This window comes from Nevskia soli DSM 19509, assembly GCF_000711955.1.
Lineage (GTDB): Bacteria > Pseudomonadota > Gammaproteobacteria > Nevskiales > Nevskiaceae > Nevskia > Nevskia soli.
In genome coordinates, this window is the sequence record NZ_KL543998.1 from 156,101 (window position 1) to 181,372 (window position 25,272).

Sequence of the window (25,272 nt, forward strand, 5' to 3'; positions counted from 1 at the left end):
CCCGACGACCTCGTGGCGCTTCGAAGCACAAACCTCCGCACGGCTCAGACCGCTCGCGCCCGCGTCAGCTTTTCAATCAGTTGCGCAGTCAGCTTTCGCACCTGCGCGTCAGGATCTTCGCGCACGGCGAGCAGCAACGTACACGCGGAACGGTCGCCGATACGGTCCAGGGCGATCACCGCTGACTTGCGCAGGTTGCTCACCGGAGAATCCAGGCAGCGGCCGATAGCCTGCACTGCCGGCCTGTGCCGCATCAGGCCAAGCGCTTCCGCGGCCTGTTCGCGCACTTGCCATTGCGGGTCGAAATCGACCAGGCCGATCAGGGCATCGACGGCGGCGGTGTAGCGCAGCTTGCCGAGGATTGCGGCAGCCTCGGCGCGGATGCTCCACTCGGTATCTCCCAAGGCCCTGAGCGCGGCCGCAGACAAAGCATCAGCCGGCGCGGAGACCAGGGCGCGCAGGGCGGCCTGACGCACAACGGCGGATGTGTCCGCTGCCCCCAGCTCAACCAGTTCTGGCAAAGCTTGCGGTAGTCGCAAGTAGCCGATGACGCCCACCGCGGCCGCGCGCACGCCGGCATCCGCATGGCTCAGCAGCCGCAGCGCGGGTTGCAGAGCGGCGTCGTTACGCAAAGGCTTCAATGCTTCGAGGAACGCGGCGACGGTCCAGACATCTCTGCCCTGCGCCAACGCATCGAGCAGCGGACCGGCACCTTCCGGTGATTTGTTCTCGGCCAACGCCTTGGCCGCCAGTTCGCGCACCTCATTGTCGGCATCGCCCAGCGCCCGGATCAGCGGCGTTATGGCTTCCGCCCCGCCGATGGCGTCGAGCGCGGTCACCGCCTCGAGACGCACTTCCGCTTCAGCATCATCAAGCGCACGCTCGGCCACCGGCAGCAACTCCAGCGCGCAGGCATCGGTCACTTCGCGCACCGCCACCAAGCGTACCGCGCCGTCGGCGGAGTCGAGCAATGCTTGCAGGCGCGCCAGGTCGGCGGAATCGGAGGAGACAGGCATGATCAGCGCAGCAGGTAAGGAATGTTGACCGTCACCGCGCCCGTCGGGCAGTCCTTCTCGCAGGGCAGGCAATACCAGCATTCGTCGTAGCGCATGTGGGCCTTGCCGCTGGCGGGGTTGATGCGCAGCACGTCGAGCGGACATACCTCGATGCAGACGCGGCAGCCCTTGTCGGCGATGCACTTTTCGTCATCGACGACGACGGGGACGGAGACGCGGTTGACGGTGATCGGCATTGGGGATACTCAGTGTGCGGCGCCGACTTCGACGCGCAGGCGGCGGTAGGCGTCGCGCTCGCGCTCTTCGATGGGGATGACGTAGGGCTCGACCGGGCGCTTGCGGCTGACCATGCGGCCCTGCGCGTCCTTGTAGAGCATGCTGTGGGCGAACCAGTTGTCGTCGTCGCGCTGCGGGTGATCGACGCGCAGGTGGTACAGGCCCCAGCGGCTTTCCTGGCGGTACAGCGAGGCGCGGGCCGCCATCTCGGCGCAGTCGAGGATGGAATGCACTTCCAGCGCGCGCAGGCGTTCGTGCGGATCGGCGGCGGATAGCCCCGGCAGTTCCTCGCGGATTTCCTCGAAGCGCTCCAGGCCGATCTGCATCTTGCGGGTGATCTTCGGCGGCTGCAGGTAGTCGTTGACCAAGCGGCGGATCTTGTACTCCATCTGCCCCGGCGGAATGCCGTCGGCGACACGCAGGGCCTGGTTGGCCCGCTCGAACTCCGCCGCGATCTCGTCCTCGTCCGGCGTACCGGCGCGTCCCGCGGCAAGGTCGTCGATGGCGCTCTCGCCGCAGATGGCGCCGTAGACGAAGGCGCCGAGCATGTAGTTGTGCGGCACCGAGGCGGCATCACCGGCGGCGTACAGGCCCGGCACGGTAGTGCGGCCATGGCGGTCGATCCAGATGCCGGAAGCGGAATGACCGCTGCAGAAGCCGATCTCGGAGATGTGCATCTCCACCATCTGCTCGCGGTAGTCGGTGCCACGCCGCTCGTGGAAGCGTCCGCGCGAGGGCCGTTCGTTGGTATGCAGCACCCGCTCGATCTCGGCGATGGTGTCCTCCGCCAAATGATCGAGCTTGAGGAATACCGGCCCGTTGCCGCCTTCCAGTTCGTGGTGGAACTCCAGCATCATCTGCCCCGACCAGTAGTCGCAGCGGATGAAGCGCTGGCCGTGGGCATTGGCGGTATAGCCGCCCAGCGGGCTGGTGACATAGGCGCAGGCGGGGCCGTTGTAGTCCTTGATCAGCGGGTTGATCTGGAAGCATTCCAGGTTGGCCAACTCCGCTCCGGCGTGGTACGCCATCGCATGACCATCACCGCTGTTGGTCGGATTCTCGTAGGTGCCGAACAGGTAACCGGAGGCCGGCAGGCCAAGCCGTCCGGCGGCGCCGGTGGCGAGTATTACCGCGCCCGTCTTGATCAGCAGGGTTTGCTCGGTCCGCGTGCTCACGGCGAAGACGCCGGCGATGCGGCCGTCCGCATCCTTGAGCAAGCGCGTGGCCTGGTAGCGGTTCTCGATCTCCACCCGCGCGCGCTTGAGCTGGCGGTAGAGGATCTTCTTGACGTTGTGGCCCTGCGGCATCGGCAGCACGTACTCGCCCAGATGATGCACCTTGCGCACGTCGTAGTCGCCGCTGCCGGTCTTCTGGAATTGCACTCCCCAGCCGTCGAGCTGGCGGATCATGCCGGAGCTGCGCTCGGCGTAGGCCAGCAGCGAGGACTGCTCGACGATGCCGTCGTTGGCCACGGTGATCTCGCGCACGTACTGCTCCGGCGTGGCGTGGCCGGGGATGACCGCGTTGTTGAGGCCGTCCATGCCCATGCAGATGGCGCCGCTGCGATGCACGTCGGCTTTCTCCAGCAGCAGCACCTTCAGCGCCGGATTGCGCAGCTTGGCCGTCACCGCGGCCATAGGCCCGGCGGTGCCGCCGCCGATGACGACGAGGTCGTATTCGATGCGTTGCAGGGAGTCGTCCATCAGCGGATCACTGCGGCAGCGTCACGACCGCGTCCTGCACGGTGATGGCATTGGGCAGCTGCTTGAGCGCGTACAGCGCGTCGGCCATGCGCTGCTGCGCGGCGATGACCTCGGGGCCGAGCGGCTTGGGGCCGAAGCCGGAGCGCTGGATGGCGGTCTTGAGAATGGCGGCATCGATGCCGACCTGCTGCGACAGCAGGGCCGCGGCCTCGTCCGGATGCTCCCTGGTCCAGAGATCGACCTTCGCCGTTTCCTCCAGCGCGATCTTCAGCACCTCGGGATACTTCGCGATCTCGTCCTTCGAAGCCAGGAAGAAGGCATGGTTGTCGATCAGTCCTTCGCCGCTGGCCAACACGCGGGCGCCGGACTGGGCCTGCCCCGCCGCATAGTAGTAGTCCCAGATCGACCAGGCATCGACACCGCCTTGCGCGAAGGCGGCATTGGCATCGGCCGGCTTGAGGAAGGCGACGTTGATATCGTCCAGCGTCAGCCCGGCCTTCTTCAGGGCCTGCACCAGCAGGTAATAGGAATTGGAACCCTTGGCCACGGCGACGCGCTTGCCCTTGAGGTCGGCCAGGGTCTTCAGCGGGGAGTTCTTCGGCACCAGGATGGCTTCGCCCGCTGGCGCCGCGGGCTCGTAGGCGATGTAGCGCACCACCGAGCCGGCGGCGGCTTGCGCGAACACCGGCGGCGTCTCGCCGGTGATGCCGAAGTCGACACTGCCGCCGTTCATGCCCTCGAGTATCGGCGCACCGGCGGGAAACTCCGCCCACTTCACCGTCACGCCGTGCGCGGCCAGGCGCTTGTCCAGATCGCCGCGCGACTTGAGGATGATGAGGGTGCCGAATTTCTGGTAGCCGATGGTGAACTGCTTCGGCCAAGCCTCATCGGCGTGGGCTGCGCCAAGCACCAGGGTGCCGGCAACAATGGCGGCCAGCGCGCGCAGGCGCGCTTTCAGAACAGGATGGATCACGATTCGGCTCTCGATGGAGTGCGCCATAACGGCGCAGCCCGCAGAAAGTAGAGCAGCGCGGCAGCGTATGGAAATACGCAGAAGCTCTATGCATAGATGGCGCCGCGGTTATGTGCTCATGCCAAAAGATTCGTTCGCTGCGCTGCCGCTCTCATCGATACTCCGGAACGTCCCTCGCTTCACGGAATAAGAGCGCCTTGCTTTATATCGTTGCCGATCCAGGCAGCCGCGCGTCGTGGCTGCTGCACCGTTGTGCCGCCGCCCTGCTGACGCTGGCCGGCGCGGCGGTGCCCGCCTTGGCGATGGCGGATGCCGATGCGCCGAAGGATATCCGCATCGGCTACCAGAAGAGTTCGATCAACCTGCTGGTAGCGAAGCAGCTGGGCCTGGTGGAGCGGCGCTTTCCCGGTACGCACATCCAGTGGAACGAATTCCCGGCCGGCCCGCAACTGCTGGAAGCGCTCGGCGCCGGCAGCCTGGACTTCGTCATGACCGGCGATACGCCGCCGGTGTTCGCGCAAGCCGGCGGCAGCGACGTGATCTATGCCGGCGTGGAACCGCCCAAACCCGGCAGCTCCGCCATCCTGGTGCCGCCCGACTCGGGCATTGCAGCCTTGAAAGACCTACGTGGCAAGCGCATCGCCTTCCAGAAGGGCTCGAGTTCGCACTACCTGGTACTGCGCGCCCTGCAGCAGGCCGGGCTGCAATACAAAGACATCCAGCCGGTGTACCTGGCGCCTGCCGATGCACGCGCCGCGTTCGAAAGCCACAGCATCGATGCCTGGGCCATCTGGGATCCGTACTGGGCGGCCGCTGAGCGCAATACGCCGGCCCGCGTACTGACCACCGGCACGGGGTTATCGGACAACAACACGTTCTATCTTTCTTCGCGCAAATTCGCCGATCACCATGCTCAGGCGATCCGCAGCCTGTTCGACATCCTCAGCGATGCCGACCGACGCGTGCAGCAGCATCCCGCCGACGCGCCCGGCCTGATCGCCGCCGCTACCGGGCTCGACCCGGAAGTGGCGAAGCTGTTCCTCAGCCGCCGGCCGCCTTCGTCGGTGGGACCGCTGAGTCCGGCGGTGATCGCCACGCAGCAGGTGCTGGCCGATACCTATGCCCAGGCCGGACTGATTCCGCATCCGATCGAGGTGGCCGATGCGGTCTGGCAGCCGGGCAGCGTCCTCGCGGCCAGCCGTTAGCCCCCGTAGAAAACACTCCAAGGAGTCCCCCCGATGAAAGTCTTCTGGTTCCTTCCCACCCACGGCGACAGCCGCTACCTCGGCACTTCCGAAGGCGCGCGCGCGGTGGACTACAACTATCTCAAACAGGTCGCGGTGGCGGCGGACACACTGGGTTATGAAGGTGTGCTGCTGCCCACCGGGCGCTCCTGCGAGGATGCCTGGGTGGTGGCCTCCAGCCTGATCGGCGTGACGCAGCAGCTCAAGTTCCTGGTGGCGATCCGTCCCGGCATCAGCTCGCCGGGCTTGGCCGCGCGCATGGCGGCGACCTATGACCGCCTGTCCAACGGCCGCCTGCTGATCAATGTCGTCACCGGCGGCGACCAGGCCGAGCTGGAAGGCGACGGCCTGTTCGTCAGCCACGATGAGCGCTACGAAATCACCGACGAATTCCTGCGCATCTGGCGCGGCATCCTGGAGCGCTCGCACGACAACGGCTCGGTCGATTTCATCGGCAAGCACCTGCGCTCGAAGAACGGCCGCACCCTGTTCCCGCCGGTGCAGAAGCCCTACCCGCCGCTGTACTTCGGCGGCTCCTCGCCGGCCGCACACGACCTTGCCGCCGAACAGGTGGACGTATACCTGACCTGGGGTGAGCCGCCCGCAGCCGTGGCGGAGAAGATCGCGGACATCCGCCGCCGGGCCGGCGAACGCGGTCGCACACTGCGCTTCGGCATTCGCCTGCACGTCATCGTGCGCGAAACCAACGAACGGGCCTGGCGCGCGGCCGATGAACTGATCGAGAAGCTCGACGACGCCACCATCGAGCGCGCCCAGGCGGCGTTCTCCAGGATGGACTCCGAGGGTCAGCGCCGCATGGCGGCGCTGCACGGCGGACGCCGCGACAAGCTGGAAGTGTCGCCCAACCTGTGGGCCGGCGTGGGCCTGGTGCGCGGCGGTGCCGGCACCGCCCTGGTAGGCGATCCGCAGACGGTCGCGGCGCGCATGCAGGAATACGCCGACCTCGGCATCGAAACCTTCATCCTCTCCGGCTATCCGCACCTGGAAGAGGCCTACCGCTTCGCCGAACTGACCTTCCCGCTCCTGCCGCTCGACCGGCCGCAGAAGGGCACCGCCGAGGGCGTGCTGTCCGGGCCGTTCGGCGAGATCGTGGCCAATACCTATGTGCCCAAGGTTTCGCAGAGCTGATCGAACCATGCCCATGTTCACACGTCGCCGTCTCTCCCTCACCGCCCTGGCGCTGATTGTTGCGTCCGCGTTGCCCGGCATCGCCGCAGCCGATACAGTGGAAGTACGCATCGGCTACCAGAAGTCGTCCACCCTGACCGCCCTGCTCAAGGCACAAGGAACGCTGGAGCAGAAATTCGCCGGCAAGGACGTGCACCTGAGCTGGAGCGAGTTCACCAGCGGCGCGCCGCTGCTGGAAGCGCTCAACGTCGGCGGCATCGACCTGTCCGCCGACGTGGCGGACACGGTGCCGATCTTCGCCCTGGCGGCCGGCGCGAACCTGGCCTATTACGCGCAGGAGACGCCCTCGCCCACCGCACAGGCGATCCTGGTGCGGGCGGATTCGCCGATTCATGATGTGGCGAGCCTGAAAGGCAGGAAGGTGGCGGTGGCCAAGGCGGCGGGCGCGCATTACTTGTTGATCGCGGCCCTGCGCAAGGCGGGATTGAAGTTCAGCGACATCCAGCCGGCTTATCTCTCGCCGGCCGATGGCCGCGCGGCGTTCGAGAACGGTTCGGTGGACGCCTGGGCGGTGTGGGACCCCTACGTGGCCGGGGCGCAGCAGCAGGCCAAGGCGCGCGTGCTCACCGACGGCAGCGGCATCGCCAGCTACCGGCGCTACTACCTGGCTTCCGCACCCTTCGCCAAAGCGCACCCGGAGATCGTGCAGGCGGTATTCGATGCGCTGCGCGAGACCGGCGTGTGGGTGAAGGCGCATCCACAGGATGCGGCAACGGCGCTGGCGCCGGTGTGGGGGCTGGATGCGCAGACGGTGCGCATCGCCAATGACCGGCGCAGCTACGAGGTGCGAGCGGTCAGCGCGGATGCGCTGGGCGAACAGCAGAAGATCGCCGATGCCTTCCTCGATGCCAATCTGATTCCTAAGGCGGTGGACACGCAGAGCGTCACCGTGTGGAAACCGTTGTGACCACCCTGGCGCTGCACCGCCCGGATGAAACGACGGCTCCGGCAGTACCGCCGGAGCTGCTGCATGTCGATTGCGGCGCGCATACCGCGGCGGTCGAAGCGCTGGCAGCCAAGCTTGCCGCCACGGCGGTGGAGCGCGACAAGCGCGGCGGCACGGCGCTGGCCGAGCGTGCGCTGATCCGGCAGAGCGGCCTGCTGACGTTGAGCGTGCCGAGCCAGTATGGCGGGGGCGGTGAACTCTGGCCGCTGATCTACCGCATCGTGCGGCGGCTGGCCGCCGCAGACAGTTCGCTGGCACACCTGTACGGTTTCCAGCACCTGCAGATCGCCACCATCCTGCTGTTCGCCAATTCCGAACAGCAGCAGCGCTATCTGAGCGGCACCATCGAGCACAGCTGGTTCTGGGGCAATGCGACCAACGCCCTGGACGGCAATATCGCGTTGCAGCCCGCGAGCGATGCCACCGGCGGGCACTACACGCTCGACGGCTTCAAGACCTTCTGCTCCGGCGCGCTGGACTCGGACATGCTCAACGTGTCGGCGCCGCGCGGCGGCGATCCGTCCAACCGCATCATCCTCACCATCCCCAGCCGCCGCGCCGGGGTGCACGCCAACGAGGACTGGGATGCGATCGGCCAGCGCCAGACCGACAGCGGCAGCGTGCGCTTCGAGCGGGTACGGGTGGAGGCCGATGAAATACTCGGACCGCCGGGACCGGGCGGCTCGCCGCGTGCGACGCTGCGGCCCTGCGTGTCGCAACTGGTGCTGACCGAAATCTACAACGGCAATGCGCTCGGCGCGCTGGCCGCGGCACGTGCCTATACGCTGGAACAGGCGCGGCCCTGGGGCAGTTCCGGCGTGGCGCGGGCGGCGGAAGATCCTTTCATCCAGCAGCGTTACGGCGAACTGTGGAGCAAGTACCGTGCGGCGGTGAGCCTCACCGAGAACGCCGCGCGCATGCTGCAGGAGGCCTGGGACCTGGGCGATGCGATCACGCCGCAGCAACGCGGCGCGGCGGCGGTGGCCATCGCCGAGGCGCGCGTGTTCGCCGCGCGCACGGCGCTGGAGGTTACGGCGCAGATCTTCGAGACCATGGGCGCGCGCGCCACCGCTTCGCGCTGGGGCTTCGACCGCTTTTGGCGCAATGTGCGCACGCATTCGCTGCACGATCCGCTCGATTACAAGCTGCGCGACATCGGCCACTGGCTGCTGAGCGGCGAGCCGCCGCTGCCTTCGATCTATTCCTGAGCCGCCATGTCCGCTTCCCGTCTGCCCTATCAATCGTGGCACCGCCTTGGTGCGAATACCCTGCCGTGGCTGCTGCCGTTGCTGATCCTCGGCGCCTGGGAATACGCGGCGCGTTCCGGGCTGTTGTCGACCCGCGTGTTGCCGGAGCCCTGGGCGGTGGTGAAGGCGGCCTGGCACCTGGTGCAGACCGGGGAGATGTGGGCGAACCTCAAGGTCAGCGCCGGGCGCGCGTTCGCCGGGCTGGCCATCGGCGGCGGCCTCGGTTTGCTGCTGGGTTTGCTGACCGGGTTGTTCGTGCCGGCACAGGTGGCGCTCGATACCACCTTGCAGATGCTGCGCAATATTCCGCCGCTGGCGATGATCCCGCTGGTGATCCTGTGGTTCGGCATCGACGAAGGCGCCAAGCTGTTCCTGGTGGCGCTGGGTGTGTTCTTCCCGCTGTACCTGAATACCTTCCACGGCATCCGCACGGTGGACCGCAACCTGATCGAGATGGCGCGCAGCTACGGCCTCTCGGGCTGGCGCCTGTACCGCGATGTGATCCTGCCCGGCGCCCTGCCCTCGATCCTGGTGGGGCTGCGCTTCTCGCTGGGGCTGATGTGGGTGCTGCTGATCGTGGCGGAAACCATTTCCTCGTCTTCCGGCATCGGCTACATGACCATGAACGCGCGCGAATTCCTGCAGACCGACGTGGTGCTGGTCGGCATCCTGCTGTATGCGCTGCTCGGCAAGATCGCCGACGTGGCGGCGAAGGGCCTGGAGCGGGTATGCCTGCGCTGGCATCCGTCATACACATGAACCGGCGACTGCGTCGCCGGCTACCGTCCCTCTCCCGCATTACGGGAGAGGGGGGAACCAATCGCGGAGCGATTGGTGGGGTGAGGGTAGCCCCGGCGATTCTCCGGGGCTACCAATGAGCGCCGCCGCCCGCACGCAGTTGCTGCGCGACAGCGCGCCGGCCGGGCGCGAACGTCCGGTGGCTGGCGCTGCGATCCCTGCATCAGACCGCAACGGACTGGCTGTTTCAATCCGCGGACTGGAAAAGCATTACGGCGAGCGGCAAGTGCTGCGCGGCCTGTCGCTGGACATCGCGCGCGGCAGCTTCGTCGCCATCGTCGGGCGCAGCGGCTGCGGCAAGTCCACCCTGCTGCGCATCGTCGCCGGGCTGGAGCAGGCCGATGGCGGCAGGCTGGAGATCGGCGCGGCGAGCAGTTGCCCGGCCTGCGAGGATCGGCCGGAAGTGCGCCTGATGTTCCAGGACGCGCGGCTGCTGCCGTGGAAGAGCGTGATCGACAATGTGCGGCTGGGACTGCCGCGCTCGGCGTTGCCGGCGGCGCGGGATGCGCTGCGCGATGTGGGACTCGAGGACCGCGCGAAGGACTGGCCGGCAGCGCTGTCCGGCGGGCAACGCCAGCGCGTGGCCCTGGCGCGGGCGCTGGTGCACCGGCCGCAGTTGTTGCTGCTGGACGAGCCGCTGGGAGCGCTGGATGCGCTGACGCGGATCGAGATGCATGCGCTGATCGAGCGGCTATGGCGCGAGCATGGGTTCACCGCGCTGCTGGTCACGCACGATGTGCAGGAAGCGGTGGCGCTGGCCGACCGGGTGGTGGTGATCGAGGATGGGGCCATCGGGCTGGACCAGGCCCTGGGGCTGGCCCGGCCGCGGGCGCGGGGGTCGCAGGAGTTCGCGGCGCTGGAGGACCGGGTGCTGACGCGGGTTTTGCAACAGCATGGGGCCGATCCGGGGGCGCTCGCCTCGCCGGCGGAGCAGATCGATGCGCTGCGGCAGGAAGGGGTGCGCTGGGTGATTTGAGGGAGCAGCCGGAGGTAGCGGAAGCTCGCGGCTGGTCTTTCGTCCAATTGCGCGGCAACCGCGACAGGCGGGTCGCGGACCCGCCCTACATTCGCCGGGTGATTTGAAGCGGGAATTCGCAGTTGCAGCGGGTGTGGCATTCCATGGGCAAAAACACCATGCGTGCCATGTGTGCCAAGGGTTTTTGTTGGCACGCATGCGATGAGCGTGTGTTTTTCGGGCAGGTTTTCCGGACGGATGGGCAGGCTTCCGGGTGGTCCAGGAGGTCCGGGGACGTGTTTTAACGTACCGGGACGCTCAGGTTGGTTTATCCGGGTTCAGCCTCGGGTTCCGTGCCTGGATTTCGCCTGCCACACGGTGCCGGCCTGCGCTGGATTGACGGCAAAAGGGAATTTTCCGGTTCTGGATGCCGGATCAGGCGTGGATGCCGGTCCAGCCAAGGTAGCCGGTGTACAGGCCCACGGCGATGATCAGCAGGCTGGAAACGTAGGGAGCCTTGCGCGCCAGTTCGCCGAAGCCGCTGAAATGCTTGCTGGCGTGGCGCACGCTGAGGGCGGCGAGGGTGCCGGTCATGACCATGGTCAGGGCCAGGCCGATGCTGAAGCACAGGACCAGGGCGACACCGAGCGAGTACTGCTTGAGTTGCAGGCAGAGCAGGAGGATGGTGATCGAGGCGGGGCACGGGATCAGGCCGCCGGTCAGGCCGAACAGGATGATCTGGGTGTTGCTGACGCTGCGGTTGGCGAAACGGCGCTGGATCTGTTCGGCGTGTTCCCGTTCGTGGGCATCCTGGAATTCAGCCGGGATGGCCTCGAAGGCAGATGGGTGGGCGTGATGGTCATGAGCCCCATGGCCGTGGCGGTCATGATCGGCATGATGCCCATGATCATCATGATGGTAATGGTCATGATGATGGCCATGATCGTGCGCATGGGCGGGATGCTGCTCGCGGTGCGTGCGCCGGGCCATCCACAGGGCGATGGCGATGATGAGGACGGCGGAGGCCAGCTGGAACCAGGCTTCGGTGCGCTCACCGCCCAACTCCTTGCCAAAGTGCATGCCCAGCAGGGCGACGGCCCAGACCACGGCGGTGTGGGAAGCGGTGGCGGCCAGGCCGAGCATCACGGCCTGGGCCACGGTGCCGCGGATGGCGACGATGAAGGCGGCCATCATGGTCTTGGAGTGGCCGGGCTCGAGGCCGTGCAGCGCGCCGAGCAGGATGGCGCTGGGCGCGAACAGCCAGGCGTTGGCGCTGCCTTCGCGCAGCAGTTCGGTGATGGGGGTCATCGTGGCCTTAGAGGTACTTCGAAATTTCGTGCAGCTCGGCCAGGGCCTGGCGCGAGACGGTGTCGCCGGGCTCGAAGCGGTGCGCGATGTGCTCGTGGATGAAGGTTTTCTTGGCCTGCGTCACCGCCTTCTCCGCCGCCTGCAGCTGCATCGCCACCTCGGCGCATTCGCGATGGTCCTCGATCATGGCGACGACCGTGTTGAGCTGGCCGATGGCGCGGCGCAGGCGCTTGACGATCTCGGGATTGGCGGTGCCGGCGGTGGGGTGGCTCATGCGGCACTATACCATACCCCCCTATGGTATATAAAACGACTGGCCTACCCTCTTCTGGCTTCAAGTAAAGGCCCGAAAACCACCACCGGCAACACCTTGCAAGTATATTTTATTCAGAGTGGGATGAAAGAAATACAGGTCCTGAAAGACGCAGTAGACGCAGAGTGCAAATATCCGCATCAAGGGTCCGATCATTGTAAGTCCGCAAAGAAAGCACTAAAAGATGTGGAGATATCAAGGGAACGGGCGAATCGCTCTATTAATCGGCCGCAGGTTCAGACGTTGAAAAGCGCGGCCTGGTCCTGCCGGCGAGCGCGAGGTCCGGTCCAGCTGCCATGATTCGTTCAGATTCAAACGAGGTAAGTGCCATTCGGGGCCTCAGTTGAATTTGAACGCGCGGCTCTACTGAGAAATAGCACTACGCGCCGCGGCAATCTGATCCGAACCTATACCAGCGCGCCTAGGATCAATTGCCAACAGCCGCTCGGCAAACGCAACTTCTTTCTCCAGATTAACCCCGGCCGATCCAACAAGTGCGCGCAACCTTTCTGGACGTATGCCCGCCTGCAAAGAAGCCCGGACCAGAGGAAACAAGGCGGCGGCATCAATAGAAAGCGCTGCAGCGAAACCTGCGCAAGCTGAACAAGTTGCCACCTGACTCGTATATGGACACCCAGGGAAACGGCTTATGTCGACGTGAACCGTATAAAAGAGGTATTGGCCCAAACGCGGATGGCTTCCAAGGGCGAGCAGCCGAATTTTGTCTAGGCGTCGATCGCCCCTGCAAAAGCCATCTCTGATTGATTTCTCGCGACCCCGTCCCTTTCGTAGAGATTTGAAAATGGCTGTTCGCAAAGCCATTCAGAGTCGGAAGCCTGTGCCGCCAAGTACTTGCCTCTTCTCATACTGGTGACCAACGGACGTTGTAACTGGGAGATTGATGGGTTCGACGTCGAAACACCAGCTTCCATCAAGAAGCATTTACGAAGCATGGCCAACGATCTGAGGATCCGGTATGACGTGGATCTGACTGCATGTTGCGTTGAATCCGGCCGGTCGGAGTTCCTCCGCCCTCCACGAGCTGGGACTCAGCGACGTCTATCCTGCGGCTCTCTCAGCATCCCCTTGCTCTTCAGCCGTTCACGCAGCGGCTTTACCCATGTCACCCAGAAAAGTGCACCGAAGGCGAGGCCAGCAAGGCTAGTGACAATAGCAATGTGAACTGCCCTTCCAAGCGTGAGCTGCCCATTGGAGTTGGAATCAATTGCAAAAACAACCCATAGGGGCAAAGAAAAGCCCACCTGGCTCGCGACCATACAACCGACCATCGAAGTACCCGCCCACTTAAAAGCATTATTCACTCTGCGCTCCTCGGGTTCTATTGACACGAACACGGATTGGTCAAGCCAGCTCCAGCCGCTCCGCCGAGCGTTGCACCGTACATTGAACCCACAAGCCCGCCAGTAGCAAGCGACCCCGCTGGCTCAGACAACGATGTGAGCAAAACAGCAAGACTCCCGGCAGCGGTACCGCCTGCTTCGATAACTTCAACCTCTGGGAAGCCTATGACATTCGCCGTGATCAGCACGCCGGCACCAAATCCCAGAATGCCTCCAGCCCCCGCCCCAAGGCCAATGTTGTGCCCCAGATCGCCCGGAGTGCATGGACTGCCGCCAGCGTTACCAGACTGAGCGGCATTCGTTGCTCCTTGAGCGACCGCGGATTGGGCGACCTGATCGAGTGACATACCAGGGTACCCAGGGATCACTCCCATATATGGAGGGGCTAGCCCGTACGGATCAGTCCGGGTGACGGGATTCCCGCCAACATAGGCATAATTATTCGCCTGCCTACTAGCCCATCCAATCGGGTCTTCTTGCGTGAAGCGGCCCGCTGCTGGGCTATAGTAACGTGCACGGTTGTAGTAAAGTCCGGTGCTATCGTTCTCCCTGCCTGCGTACTGCTGACTGGAACCTGTGCTAATACCGCTTTGAGTAGTAGCGCCGTACGGATCGTAGCTGTAATTCGTTATGATCGCCTGCGCCGTATTGGTTTCCGCAATCGTGCTGCCCATCGCATCGAGCAGTGGCGTGTTGATGCTGGTGCTCGTCATGCGCACGAAGGTTTCATCCGTTCCTCCCGTCAGTAGGTTTGCGGTAATCGCAGCGGTGGCACCGGCCCCATTCTTCTCTTGTACGAAGTTGCCACCGTCATAGAGATAGCCGGTAGTCGCACCTCCGATGTTTTTACCGATACGCCGCCCTACGGCATCGTATTGGAAGCTGGCGCTCGATATGCCGGCAAGGCTAGTTAGCTGATCTCTTGCATTCCAGGTATAGGTGCGGCTACTGTCGTTCAGAAGATTGCCATTGGCGTCATAGCTGTAGGTCACGCCGTTCCACTGCGCAAGCTGGTTGTTGGCGTTATAGACTCCGCTTGCAATTGCTGCAGGTAGGTTGACATTGGCCAAGCTGCCGCTGACAGAGGTGCGGTGTCCAGCAAGATCGTAGCCGTAGGCCAGATTCCCGATTAAGCCGCCGTTTGTCTGGGTGTAGGTGATGCCGGATAGCTGGTTCGCAGCATCATAGGCATACGCCACGTGGACGCCATTCGCCAAAATGGTCAGAGTGCGGCGGTTGGCATTGTCGTACTGGAAGGTAACGATCTGCGCAATGTTGCCGTTGCTGGCGCCTGCTGCCTGCTGAATTTGGCTAAGGCGATTAGCATTGTCCCAAGTATAATTCACGGTCGGCTGACCTTGAACTGTCATGCTGGTGCGTCGGCCACCTGCGTCATACGTATAATTGACAGTTCCCTGAACCGTGGTTTCCTGCGTCATTCGATCAAGTGCGTCGTAGCTACGGCCGATAGTACCATTCGCCGAATCGACCACCTGGGTCAGCCGGTCCCCGGCATCCCAAGTCTGGCTGATCGTGCTGGTATAAGCAGTGGGATTCGCAACCGTCGCGCCAAAGCCGGCCTGTGTCACGCGCCCAAGTCCGTCATATGTCCACCCGCTGACCTGCTGCTTGCGGTCTATCCGCCGGATTAGATGGCCAATTGGATCGTAGCCATAGCTTTCGCTAAATGATAAAGAATCGGTCTTCGTTACAACATGATTCATAGCATCGAACGTATATGCGGCAACGTGATTGTTAGCGTCAGTGTGACTTGTCCTGTTCCCATTTTGGTCGAAACCAAATTGAAGCTGGCTTCCATTAGGGTCAACAGAATTAATGATCCGATTGAGCGAATCGTAAGCAGTGCTGTATTGGGCGCCCAGTGGATTGACAGTACCGATAGTACGACCAACCGCATCGGTACGTACTACCATCTTCCGACCCAATGCGTCGATCGCGCTCACTAGATCACCGCCGAAATAGGTGAAGGAATTGGTGTTCCCGTTTGCATCTGTTGCAGTCAGAAGACGGCCCTCGACATCGTAGGTATAGTTTGACAGGTGGCCAAGCGGGTCTTGTACCTGCACCAGATTTCCGGAGCCGTCGTAGCTCATCGTAGTTACAAAACCATTGGCATTCGTTATTTGCGTGAGCAAGCCGAACTGCGAACTGTATTGCATATTCGACGTTACTGGATTCGCTGTCCCGTAAAGCTGCGTAATTTGAGTCAGGTTACCTAAGGCGTCGTGGGTATAACTTGTCACACGGCCCAATGCATCCGTAGTGGTACTGAGAAGATTTGTTACTGGATCGCGCGTATACGTCGTTGTTTGTTGTTCCGGCCGTCCCATCGCCCGAATAACTGAGCTCAGATAGCCACTCGAAGTGAATATTTCTCTATGGACGATTCCGCGTTGATCCGTAATATCTGTTTGCGTGACCTTTCCATTGCCACCCACAGTGTAAGCGAACAGCAATGTCGTGCTATCGGCATATGTTTGCTTGCTAACGCGACCATTCCCATCGTAGGTGTTAGTCACCATCAGGTTGCCGCGTTTATCGGTCACCGTGAGCATGTTGCTATTTGCATCGTACGTGTACTGCTCGAAGTATCCGGCCGGATCGGTGACTTTGATCAACCGCCCGATCGCATCATAGGTATAGGCGCTGGTACGTCCAAGATCGTCACTGGCTTGTGTTACGCGGTTACTGCTGTCATATATAAAATTCAGATGACGTCCATTCGGGGAGGTAACCTGCGTGAGGTTGTAGTTTCCATCTCGCGTCAAGGTCAGCGTATTACCGAACCGATCACTGATTGCCCGCACTGCCCCTGCGCGTGCCGAGGTCGATCCCGCCTCATCTGCAAAAGAATAAACCGTGCCATCCTTCAGCGTTAGCGTCCAGGCATATCCCGTGCTCAGGTCCCACTTGAGTACCGACCCATAAAACTTTCCAGGCGTTGATACATTCTGGTAAACCGCGTCAGTCCAACTCGTTCCCGCCGAAATACGCGGGTAGTGAATACGCCCTCCATCCGGCAAGATGAGATCCTGATAGGTATACGGATTCATATCGCCGACCATGAACATGTCGTAAGACAGATTCGTTCCAACACCAAAGGCACGAGAAGCACTGTCCTGAGGACGATAGCTTCGCCGTAAAACGACCGGCATCACGTCCGGAATTCTGAAGTCGGTCTCCTCGTTGAGAAACAGCCCTGTCGAGCAATCTACAGGGTCACCACAATGAGGCGGCTTATTCTTCGGATCAGGGGACGGATTCGTTGGATCAGGATCACTACCGGAGCCACTACCCGAACCAATACCGGGACCGCTTCCACCTTCGGCGGGCCCCGAATTCGGTGCGTTGCCATCAACCGAAACCATCGCCCCGGTAAATTCATAGATCACCACACCCGGATCCGGCATAACCTGCTTGCCGTCGGCAGTGACGGTACCCTGGCCGTAGACATACCAGCCCTTGCCGGTCGAATCGTAGTTCCAGAAAGTAATGCGGGAGCCGGGGGCCGAGCTGGTGAAGTTCGGATAAACCAGCTGGGCACCCTTGGTAACGTGCCCGTTAGCACCTTCCAGATGGGCCCCGCCCGGCTGGATAGTAAAATAAGTGGGCACCGGCACGTTCGGCAGCGGAAACGGCGGCTGGTCCGTGGGAATCGCCGTCATGCTGAGCTGCGTGACGACCTTGCCTTGCGCGTCGCGGATCACCGTGCCTGCCGGAATACGCAATTCCAGGCCCGGGATCTTCGGATTGGTCAGCACCGTCTGGCTGTTCGTCGGCGACGGAATATTCAATGCGTTGGCGCTGTCCAGGCGGGTCATCCAGATGACGAAAGGCAGCACATTCACCTGGTTGGCGACGACGTCGATGCCGTATTCGTAGCGCCCATATTGCCGCTGGCCCTCGTCGGCGGAGCCGCCGTCGATCACCATGACCTGGTGGCCTGCCGGCACGCCGCGGAGCACGAATTCGCCGTTGGCGTCGGTACGCACGACATGGTTGCCGATCGAAAGACTGACATTCGCCAGCGGGCGACTGTTGAGGCGCAGGACTTGTCCGCTGATCGCGGTCACACCCCGTTCCGGCGTCAGCGCACGCGCCGGCACCAGCTTCTTGAGCATTCCCGAGGCAACCGTACCCGGCCTGAGTTTCGCCATCGCTCCGGTAATTTCGGGGTGGCCATACAATGCGCGGCCCAGAGTTTCATTGGCGGGCGGATGGTACTGCCCCCAGTGACCATGGCCGCTGGTCCATTTACCGTGATAGTTGGCGGCCCCCGGCGTCCAGGTTTCATCGCTGGCGTCGATGCTGGCCACAAGGGATTCATGGGTGGCGTGAGCCTGGTCAATGAGCGAGAACAGGTCTGATGCGCTCTTCGGCAGCCAGAAATAGGCCGGCGATCCAAAAACCGACTTCTTGCCCTGGACCGGAGCGAGAACCTTGGTGCTGGACGCCGCCGCCGAAGCGCTTGCCTTGGTTGAGACGCCATCTGGCGTACTGGCCGTCGATGCGGAATTGGTGCCCTTGGCGGCAGCCTGGGTGCTCGAATCGGTCTTTGGGCTCAACGACTCCGTGGTAAAGCCGATCGCCGTGAAAGGCAGCAGACGGCCGTTCTGGTCCGTCGCGCCATTGATGAACAGGGTATAGCTGGCGGCAGGTTGAAGCTCCTGGGCCGGGGTCACAAACAGCAGCGCACCCTCTTCCACCGGGACAACCTTTACGGGCGTGACGCTGCTGGGACCGATCAGGGTGACCGTGTCGGCGTTGAGACTGGTTACCGCCATCCGCTTGTTGAAGTGCACCATGAGGGGCTTGCCGATGGGCACGGCCGTGGTATTCCCGGCAGGCCGGGTTTCCACCACCGCGGGCGGCACAGCGTTCGACAGGCTTTGCGCCATCAGCAGGGCCTGGTCGCCGCCTACCCCGGAGAACTGGGCGGCGGCTGGGTTATAGACAGAGCCGTTGGCCAGAATCCGCCCATCCCCGTCCGAGCCGCCCCACAGAAGGATGGAGCTGTTGCCAACCATCGCCGCCAGATGCTTGAGGCGGGCATGGTCCAGCTGCCCATCCAGGACTTCGACCTGGTGCGACGCCGGGTCGTAGATCTCCGCCTGCAGCAAGGGAGTGCCGTCCTTGCCTACACCGCCGGCAACCAGTACACGGCCGTCGGAAAGAACCGAGGTGCTGTGGTAGGCGCGCGGAAGCAAGCCTGTGGCGGCGAGCGACTGAATCGTCATCTTGGACAGATCGACTACTTCGGCGCTATCGAGCGCGCGGCCGCCGCTATCCACCCCACCGAAAACCAGCACGGTGCCGTCGGGCAGCAGCGTTGCACTGTGGCCGGAACGGCCTTGGGCCAGATGGAGGGACAGCGTGGCGATGCGTGAGCCACTGGCATGCTCCAGAACCAGGTCAACCGGGTGCTCACTGCCGCCAATCGCCAGCCAGCTGCCATCCGGCAGCTGCGTTAGGCTCTGGCCGGGTGCAGCGACGGGATGTGGAGACGAAACATTGGTCACCGCCGCTGTGACATCATGTGCGGTTGCCGTATCAGATGCGTATTGCGCCTGCGTACCGGCGGTTGCAACCAGCAGAAACATCGCCAGTGCGTGCAGCGCTCCCTTGGCGAGGTAACCCCGATATGCTTTGCGATACTGACTTTTGTTCGTCACGACTTCCCCCACTTTCAAATCCCCAACTCGATAGACCTGGCTACAAGGTTTTTAAACGCCATCACTTCATCGGGACGTGCAATGCACAACATCGCTGAATGCAACGCCCATCACTTCACCACCTCAATTGCCCGTTAGGGAAACGGTCGCTGTCCCCGTCCCTCCACCGGTATCGGCCACGACCACCTTGAATGTTCCTGACTGGGCCAAGGTCAGCGCTCCGGTGCTGTGGACGCCACTCCCGCAGATGTAAGACCAGTTCTGCACCACGCTTCCGTCGGGGTTGTAGAGCGTCATCCCGGGGCAATCGCCGCTGGGTGTCAGTGAGTACGTCAAGTTGATGGTGACCTGATGCCCCGATGTACCGCTGAAGGGGTAATCGACTCCCTGCCCGGGCGTCCCCATGGTCTGGGTAACGGCACTGCCATTGACGGCCACCGAAGCGCTTACGTCGGCAGGGACAATGTACCTTTGCAACGTCGCCGTTCCCGTTCCGCCGCCCGAATCAGAAACAATCACCTTGAATGTCCCTGTCTGGGTAAGTGTGTAAGGGCCAAAGAACTTCGGACTGCCGCAGATATAACTCAAATTCTGAAATGTGCTGCCATCAGGGTTGTAGACCGTCATGTTGGGACATTCGCCGCTGGGCGTGAGCGAAAAGCTCAGCCAGAAACTGTCCATTTGACCGGCCACCCCGCTGAAGGTGTAGTCCATGCCTTGGCCCGGGGTCGTTGAGGTCTGGGTGACCGCCGAACCATCACCCGGAGACGCGGTGGTGGCATCCGCAGGCAGGATGTAGAGCTTCTGGGTCAGCGTGCCGGTTCCACCGCTTTCCGGCACGATCTTGAGTGTGTGGGTCCCGGATTGCGTCAGAGTAGTAGGCCCATTGAACGTAGTGGATCCGTATGCGGAGAATCCTTTGAGCGTGCTGCCATCGGGATTGAGGATCGTTACGTCATACCAATTACTGGTGAGCGTGTTGCTGGTCGCCACAAAGCTGATTCTCTGGCCTGCGGTTCCACTGAATGTATAGAGAGCTCCCTGGCCTGGCGTGGTCGCCGTCATGGTGGTGGCCGATCCATTGGTTGAAATCGCAGCCGAGATATCCGGCGGGACGATATAGATCTCGACGACCAACGATCCCGTCCCCCACTGTTCGGGCACGATCTTGAGCGTGTGAGTGCCGCTTTGGACCAGGGTGATCGGGCCGTTGAATGCTGTGGATCCGTACGCAGAGAACGTCTTGAGCGTGCCGCCGTCGGGGTTGAGAATCGTTACGTCATACCAGCTATTGGTGAGGGTGCTGCTCGTCGCCGTAAAGCTGATTCTCTGGCCAGCGGTCCCGCTAAACGTGTAGGCGGCGCCCTGACCCGGTGTGCCAACCGTCATCGTCGTCGCCGTTCCATTCGTCGGGATTGGACCCGACAAATCAGGCGGTACGGTGTTCACCTGAAGAGTTAGGGAGCCAGTGCCGGCCCCATATGGGTTGACCACAAACGTGAACGTACCAGTTTGTGTCAACGTGAAGGGACCAAAAGTCGGCCCACTGGTGAGTCCATTGTTGTATGCCGTAGACCCGTCCGGGTTGAGGAGGGTCAGGGCGAAAAAACCTCCAGTGCCGTTTAAGGTATCGTTCGAAACCTGGAGGCTGATGCGCTGGCCCGACGTTCCGCTGAAGCTAAGGCGCCCCTGCTGCGTCGGCACCGTGATGGACATGGTCGTGGCTGTGCCGTTGGCCGAAACCGTCTGGCTCCAGGGTGTCGTATTGTAGATCTGCAGCGTGATGCTTCCGGTATCGGCGCCATTGGGGGTCAGTACGATGGTGTAGGTCCCTATCGCAGCAAGCGTGAAGGCATTCGCTCCAGAGCAGAACGATGTACTGGCCACCTGCGTAGTCGCCGGGGACGGGCCAAGAATCTGAATCGACCCGTAATTGCAGTTGCTGGCGTAGGTCTGGGCAGAGACCTGCAGGCTGACGACTTCATTCGCAACCGTTGTCGCAAACGTCAGGATCGCCTGCTGTGCCGGAACTGTGGTGGTGACTACCAGAGCAGATCCACCGATTGGGGGAGAGGCCGTGACCGGCGTGGCATTGTACAGCTGCAGGCTGATGCTACCGGTATCGGCCGCATTCGCCGTTACCACGATGGTATATGTGCCAGCAGCTCCTAGCGTGAAGCGACTCGCGCCAGCGCAGAAACTCATCGAGCCGTTATACGTAGTCGCCGGAGAAGGGCCAGTAATCACGATCGACCCGTAATTGCAGTTGCTAGGGTAGGTCTGAGCGGATGCCTGAATACTGACGACTTGATTCGCGACCGTGCTGGAGAATGTCAAAATGCCTTGTTGTGCGGGAGCAGTCGTCGTCACCACAACAGCTGATCCGCCAGCGACAATCGGGCCGCCTACCGGCGTGGCGTTGAAAAGCTTCAAAGTTATGCTGCCGGTATCACTTCCCGCTGGAGCGACAAGGATCCTATAGGTGCCAGCCGCGCCCAATGTGAACCGGGCTGCTCCTGGGCAGATATTCGTGTTCCCAACAGGGGTTGTAGAAGGAGACGGACCGATGATCGAAAGTGTCGCGCTGTAGCAGTTCGTCGGATAGGTCTCGCTGACTACCTGAACGCTGACTACTTGATTCGCCATGCTGGTGGTGAACGCGATCATCGCCTGCTGTGCCGGCACGGTAGTCGTCGCGGTCACGGCCGACCCACCTATGGTGGTGGTCATTAGTACGGGCGCCGCGTTTGCAACCTTGATCGTGACGCTTCCCGTGTCCGAAGCGCTGCCCGGCGTGAAGATCAGGGTATAAGTCCCCGTCGTGGGCAATGCCACTCGCACTGCACCTGTGCAGAAGTTAGTGAAGCCTATTGCAGTATTTCCTGGTGAGGGGCCCAGAAGGACGACCGATCCATAGGCGCAATTGGTCTGAAAACTTTGGTTCGATAGCTGCAGGCTGACTTGCTGTCCCTGCTGGCCATCAAACAGGACCATTCCGATCTTGCCAGCGGCACTGAGAGTGACATTAGTGGCAGGGCCGCCCACGGTGATTCGGCCGGTCGCCGCAACGTCGGCTGCAACATGGCCGTTCGGAGGAACGAAAAGATCCTGGGTGCTAGCGGAGGTACCGTAAGGCGTCGATACCGAAATATGGCCCGAGGGATATCCGGCAGGTACGACCGTCGTGATCGAAGTAACCGTAGCCGCAGATATGGAAGCGGACGACCGGGCAAAAGTCACCTTGTTGTTCGCAGCGCTTGCCTGGAAATTGCTACCGGTGATGGTCACGCTGGCACCAGCGGCGGCAATTGTAGGATTGACTGACGAAATAGTGGGCGCGGGTATCGCAGCCGCAACATTGAAGCTGGCGGTGCTCGTGACGGTAGTGCCGGCGACGGTGATTTTGATGGGGCCCGAGGTGGCGCCCGCAGGCACGATAACCATGATGCTGTTGGCCGTTGACGACACGACGGTGCAGAGAACACCGTTGATCCAGACCTGGTTGCTGGAAGCGGTTGTCGAGAATCCGCTGCCGTAAATCGTCAATGTACTGCCGACAGCGCCACTGGCAACGGATGTTCCCGTCTCCGCCAATGCAGTCGAGGCAATCCGTTTGATGCTGAGGATATTTCCGGCCGGATCGTACGTGTACTGGGCGCTCGATCCATCCGGAGCGATTACCTGTACAAGTCGGCCGCCGTTGTCATAGACGTATTGGGCACCGGCTGCCGCGGCGTTGAAGCTTGGAAATACCGCCGACAATGCAACTGCCGCCATGCCGAGCCAGGCACGCGGCAGGCGCGACTGTAAAGTTATTCGCGCCAGGGACTTCGTCAGCAAAATGCGGACAAAAGCCACCCACGTGAGCGCATTTTTGCGCCCAGAACATTGTGCCGACATGTTTTTCCCCGACAGACTTCCCTAGTTGCGGGGGACATAGTAAAAGGATGACAGCCACATCAGTTGTCCGTTTGACCGCCAGCCTTCACCGCTCATCTGTAGTGATGTCGACTACGTCACAGTTCGTACCTTCCGGTATACCATTTCCTTCATGTTCTCCACCCGAATACCCATCGTTCTGGTACTGACAGGCATCCTATTGACTTGCATAGCGGATGCGATGGCGGCTGAAAACGCTGCATTGGGCCTTCCCGCTATAGGCCCCACTAGTACCAATCCGGCACAGGGCAACATTTCTGCTTTGGGGAAGAAACTGTTCTTCGACGCCCGGCTAAGTCGAGACGGAACAATCAGTTGCTCTACCTGCCATAAGCCGGAACTCGCATTTACAGACGGACGTTCGCTCGCCAAGGGAACCGCAGGGCGCATCGGGACACGCAATGCACCGACGTTGTTGAATGTGGGGTTCAACACTTCACAGTTTTGGGATGGACGGCGGCAAACGCTCGAAGCACAGGCCTTGGATCCACTGGTCAATCCAAGGGAACAGGGCCTTTCGGATGATGAGGCCCTACTCACAATTATCAGGCATGACCAGGAATACGTTGAATTATTTCGAAATGCATTTTCGGTAGAACCGGCAGGAATCCGGCCTGAACACGTCGGCCGAGCATTGGCTTCCTTTGAGAGAATCCTGCTGGCCGGGGATTCCCCATTCGACCGATTCCAGTTTGGAGGAGACTCAAAGGCGATTCCGGCTGACGCACAGCGGGGGCTTCTGCTCTTTGAGGGACGCGCCGGATGCGCGAGTTGTCACATCGTCGGGAAGGAGAGTGCGCTGTTTACCGACAATGACTTTCATAGCGTCAACGTTGGCTTGCAGAGAATCGCCCCACGGCTGGCGGAATTGACGACTCGGTTAGTAAAAGCTCGCCAGGCCGGTACAAGTCTGGATCAGACCGTCCTGAGTGAAGAGGATTTGGCGGAATTGGGGCGTTTTGTAGTCACATTGAAACCTGCTGACATCGGAAAATTCCGGACGCCGTCGCTTCGAAACGTGGCCCTCACGGGCCCTTACATGCACGATGGAAGCGTTGCGTCGTTGAAAGATGCGGTCGAGATGGAACTCTACAACAGGGGCGCGGATATGGGACGCCCGCTGATTCTTACGCCACAAGAAAAGGGCGATATAGTCGCCTTTCTGGAATCCCTTACTAGCCCTATTGCAAAGGACTTCGGAGCTCGATAGAAATCTACGAATTCTGTCGTGGTCACTACAATTCTCAAGATACTCAGAAGCCGACGTTCGTCCGCGTCTACTCTGGGCTGTAGCCGGTCAGCGTAGCCAACTCGCTTGTCGGGCTCAACGGGACTCAATGGCACGTATCTCCGGAGCCCGCACGTAACAGTAATTGCTGCGGACTCGAAACGAACCAGCGGTCAAATTTTATTTTGTTGTCGAAGTTGTTTTAATGCGCCTCCCCTCGGGTTCGCAGCATGTCATGTCGCACCCCCTCGAGATCAAGTGTCACCCGCCGATTACGCCCGCAGGAGCGGATGATGAAACGCACCAGAGCATTGAGCTGGCGCCAGCGCCGTTCCGCGAAATTTGCATCGACCACGCACAGCTCTCGGGGATTGTCGGGAAGGCGTAACCGAAGGCACCACCACACATTGTTCTTCTCGATAACCGGCAACACGAGGATACCGAAGTTGCCTTCGGTGCGTGCGATGTGACGCAATTGCGCTTCCAGAATCGGCATCGTCGCCGCGCTGCTTTTATCCGGATTGGGCTGACTACGAATCTGTTCTCCTTGCTGCAAATCCATTTTGCGAGTAATCCCTTGACTTCACGATCTATTCGCAGGACTCTGAGGGCGGCTTGGTCCATACGATGTAGCCTGCGCCGGTCTTGATCACATTGACGTAGACGCCGCCGGCACCGAGCCGATCGACGATCGCCGCTACGGCCGCCCGCTCATCGACGACTTCAGTACTGCGATGCCAGCCATCACGGGTCATCTGTTCTACCGTACCCTCGGGCGCCCCGAAGACCAGGATGGAGGCCGTGGTGGCGCGAATGCTGTCGATCACGGGTCCTCGCCCATGGAAAAGCAACGTTTTTGTAGGTGGTTGTAGTGTCACAGTGCCTATTCCGGTGATCCTGACGCTTCCAGTGCATTCCAGGCTTTTGCAATCTGTACGCTTTGCACGCCGTTGTCACAGACGCACAGTGGAACGTGCCGTCTGGACTTGCCCAAAGTAGGGAGGGCGAATGAAAAAGTCCTATCGGATTTCTATTTTTTAGCCACAGATTTTCTATCGTCTAG

General features: G+C 61.8%; 18 protein-coding genes. 7 read left to right on the forward strand and 11 right to left on the reverse strand.

From position 1 onward, the window contains the following. Positions 1-44 precede the first annotated feature (44 nt). From BP26_RS0123220 to BP26_RS0123235, 4 genes are read right to left on the reverse strand one after another with little or no spacing between them, the layout of a single operon-like run. Entirely contained in the window at positions 45-1,016 is a 972-nt protein-coding gene (locus BP26_RS0123220) for a HEAT repeat domain-containing protein (protein WP_051749325.1), read from the reverse strand. A 2-nt stretch (positions 1,017-1,018) separates the two neighbouring features. Further along, on the reverse strand, positions 1,019-1,252 hold the full coding sequence (locus tag BP26_RS0123225; protein WP_029922936.1) for a 4Fe-4S dicluster domain-containing protein: 234 nt from the start codon (positions 1,250-1,252) through the stop codon (positions 1,019-1,021). Between the two features lie 9 nt (positions 1,253-1,261). Beyond that, complete coding sequence (locus tag BP26_RS0123230) at positions 1,262-2,998, reverse strand: fumarate reductase/succinate dehydrogenase flavoprotein subunit (RefSeq protein ID WP_436233361.1); 1,737 nt, start codon at positions 2,996-2,998, stop codon at positions 1,262-1,264. Between the two features lie 4 nt (positions 2,999-3,002). Then, positions 3,003-3,965 carry a sulfonate ABC transporter substrate-binding protein gene (locus BP26_RS0123235; RefSeq protein WP_029922938.1) on the reverse strand — a complete coding sequence of 321 codons (963 nt, stop codon included), beginning with the start codon at positions 3,963-3,965 and terminating at the stop codon, positions 3,003-3,005. A gap of 200 nt (positions 3,966-4,165) precedes the next feature. Between BP26_RS0123235 and BP26_RS0123240 the strand changes: the two genes are divergently transcribed. The 6 genes from BP26_RS0123240 to BP26_RS0123265 all read left to right on the forward strand — a co-directional run bounded on the left by BP26_RS0123240 (position 4,166) and on the right by BP26_RS0123265 (position 10,388). Beyond that, complete coding sequence (locus BP26_RS0123240) at positions 4,166-5,173, forward strand: aliphatic sulfonate ABC transporter substrate-binding protein (protein WP_029922939.1); 1,008 nt, start codon at positions 4,166-4,168, stop codon at positions 5,171-5,173. 33 nt (positions 5,174-5,206) lie between these two features. Further along, a complete protein-coding gene (gene ssuD / locus BP26_RS0123245) occupies positions 5,207-6,361 on the forward strand; it encodes an FMNH2-dependent alkanesulfonate monooxygenase (RefSeq protein ID WP_029922940.1) in 1,155 nt (384 codons plus the stop codon). Positions 6,362-6,368: 7 nt separating this feature from the next. After that, on the forward strand, positions 6,369-7,328 hold the full coding sequence (locus BP26_RS0123250) for an aliphatic sulfonate ABC transporter substrate-binding protein (protein WP_029922941.1): 960 nt from the start codon (positions 6,369-6,371) through the stop codon (positions 7,326-7,328). Beyond that, positions 7,325-8,575 carry an acyl-CoA dehydrogenase family protein gene (locus tag BP26_RS0123255; RefSeq protein ID WP_084183368.1) on the forward strand — a complete coding sequence of 417 codons (1,251 nt, stop codon included), beginning with the start codon at positions 7,325-7,327 and terminating at the stop codon, positions 8,573-8,575. The genes BP26_RS0123250 and BP26_RS0123255 overlap by 4 nt, the downstream gene beginning before the upstream one ends. A gap of 6 nt (positions 8,576-8,581) precedes the next feature. Further along, complete coding sequence (ssuC, locus tag BP26_RS0123260; protein ID WP_051749327.1) at positions 8,582-9,373, forward strand: aliphatic sulfonate ABC transporter permease SsuC; 792 nt, start codon at positions 8,582-8,584, stop codon at positions 9,371-9,373. Between the two features lie 115 nt (positions 9,374-9,488). Then, on the forward strand, positions 9,489-10,388 hold the full coding sequence (locus tag BP26_RS0123265; RefSeq protein WP_084183369.1) for an ATP-binding cassette domain-containing protein: 900 nt from the start codon (positions 9,489-9,491) through the stop codon (positions 10,386-10,388). 414 nt (positions 10,389-10,802) lie between these two features. On the opposite strand, the gene BP26_RS0123270 is transcribed toward BP26_RS0123265, so the two are convergent. From BP26_RS0123270 to BP26_RS29025, 5 genes are all read right to left on the reverse strand, one after another. Next, on the reverse strand, positions 10,803-11,675 hold the full coding sequence (locus BP26_RS0123270) for a nickel/cobalt efflux transporter (RefSeq protein WP_029922945.1): 873 nt from the start codon (positions 11,673-11,675) through the stop codon (positions 10,803-10,805). A gap of 7 nt (positions 11,676-11,682) precedes the next feature. After that, complete coding sequence (locus BP26_RS0123275) at positions 11,683-11,949, reverse strand: metal-sensing transcriptional repressor (RefSeq protein ID WP_029922946.1); 267 nt, start codon at positions 11,947-11,949, stop codon at positions 11,683-11,685. A 1,088-nt stretch (positions 11,950-13,037) separates the two neighbouring features. Then, positions 13,038-13,310 carry a hypothetical protein gene (locus BP26_RS29865; protein ID WP_157572724.1) on the reverse strand — a complete coding sequence of 91 codons (273 nt, stop codon included), beginning with the start codon at positions 13,308-13,310 and terminating at the stop codon, positions 13,038-13,040. Positions 13,311-13,327: 17 nt separating this feature from the next. Further along, the gene (locus BP26_RS28005; RefSeq protein ID WP_029922947.1) at positions 13,328-19,054 is read right to left on the reverse strand and encodes an RHS repeat-associated core domain-containing protein; all 5,727 of its coding nucleotides are present in this window, start codon (positions 19,052-19,054) and stop codon (positions 13,328-13,330) included. Between the two features lie 111 nt (positions 19,055-19,165). Next, positions 19,166-22,942 carry a beta strand repeat-containing protein gene (locus BP26_RS29025; RefSeq protein ID WP_084183370.1) on the reverse strand — a complete coding sequence of 1,259 codons (3,777 nt, stop codon included), beginning with the start codon at positions 22,940-22,942 and terminating at the stop codon, positions 19,166-19,168. A 151-nt stretch (positions 22,943-23,093) separates the two neighbouring features. Here BP26_RS29025 and BP26_RS29030 point away from each other — a divergent pair, with 151 nt between their 5' ends. Then, the gene (locus tag BP26_RS29030) at positions 23,094-24,191 is read left to right on the forward strand and encodes a cytochrome-c peroxidase (RefSeq protein WP_084183371.1); all 1,098 of its coding nucleotides are present in this window, start codon (positions 23,094-23,096) and stop codon (positions 24,189-24,191) included. 220 nt (positions 24,192-24,411) lie between these two features. Here the strand turns inward: BP26_RS29030 and BP26_RS29870 are convergent, their stop codons facing one another. Together BP26_RS29870 and BP26_RS0123310 are read right to left on the reverse strand one after the other, a co-directional pair. Next, a complete protein-coding gene (locus tag BP26_RS29870; RefSeq protein WP_157572725.1) occupies positions 24,412-24,771 on the reverse strand; it encodes a hypothetical protein in 360 nt (119 codons plus the stop codon). A gap of 28 nt (positions 24,772-24,799) precedes the next feature. After that, positions 24,800-25,036, reverse strand: a complete 237-nt coding sequence (locus BP26_RS0123310; protein WP_029922951.1) for a hypothetical protein — start codon at positions 25,034-25,036, stop codon at positions 24,800-24,802. Between the last annotated feature and the right edge of the window lie 236 nt (positions 25,037-25,272).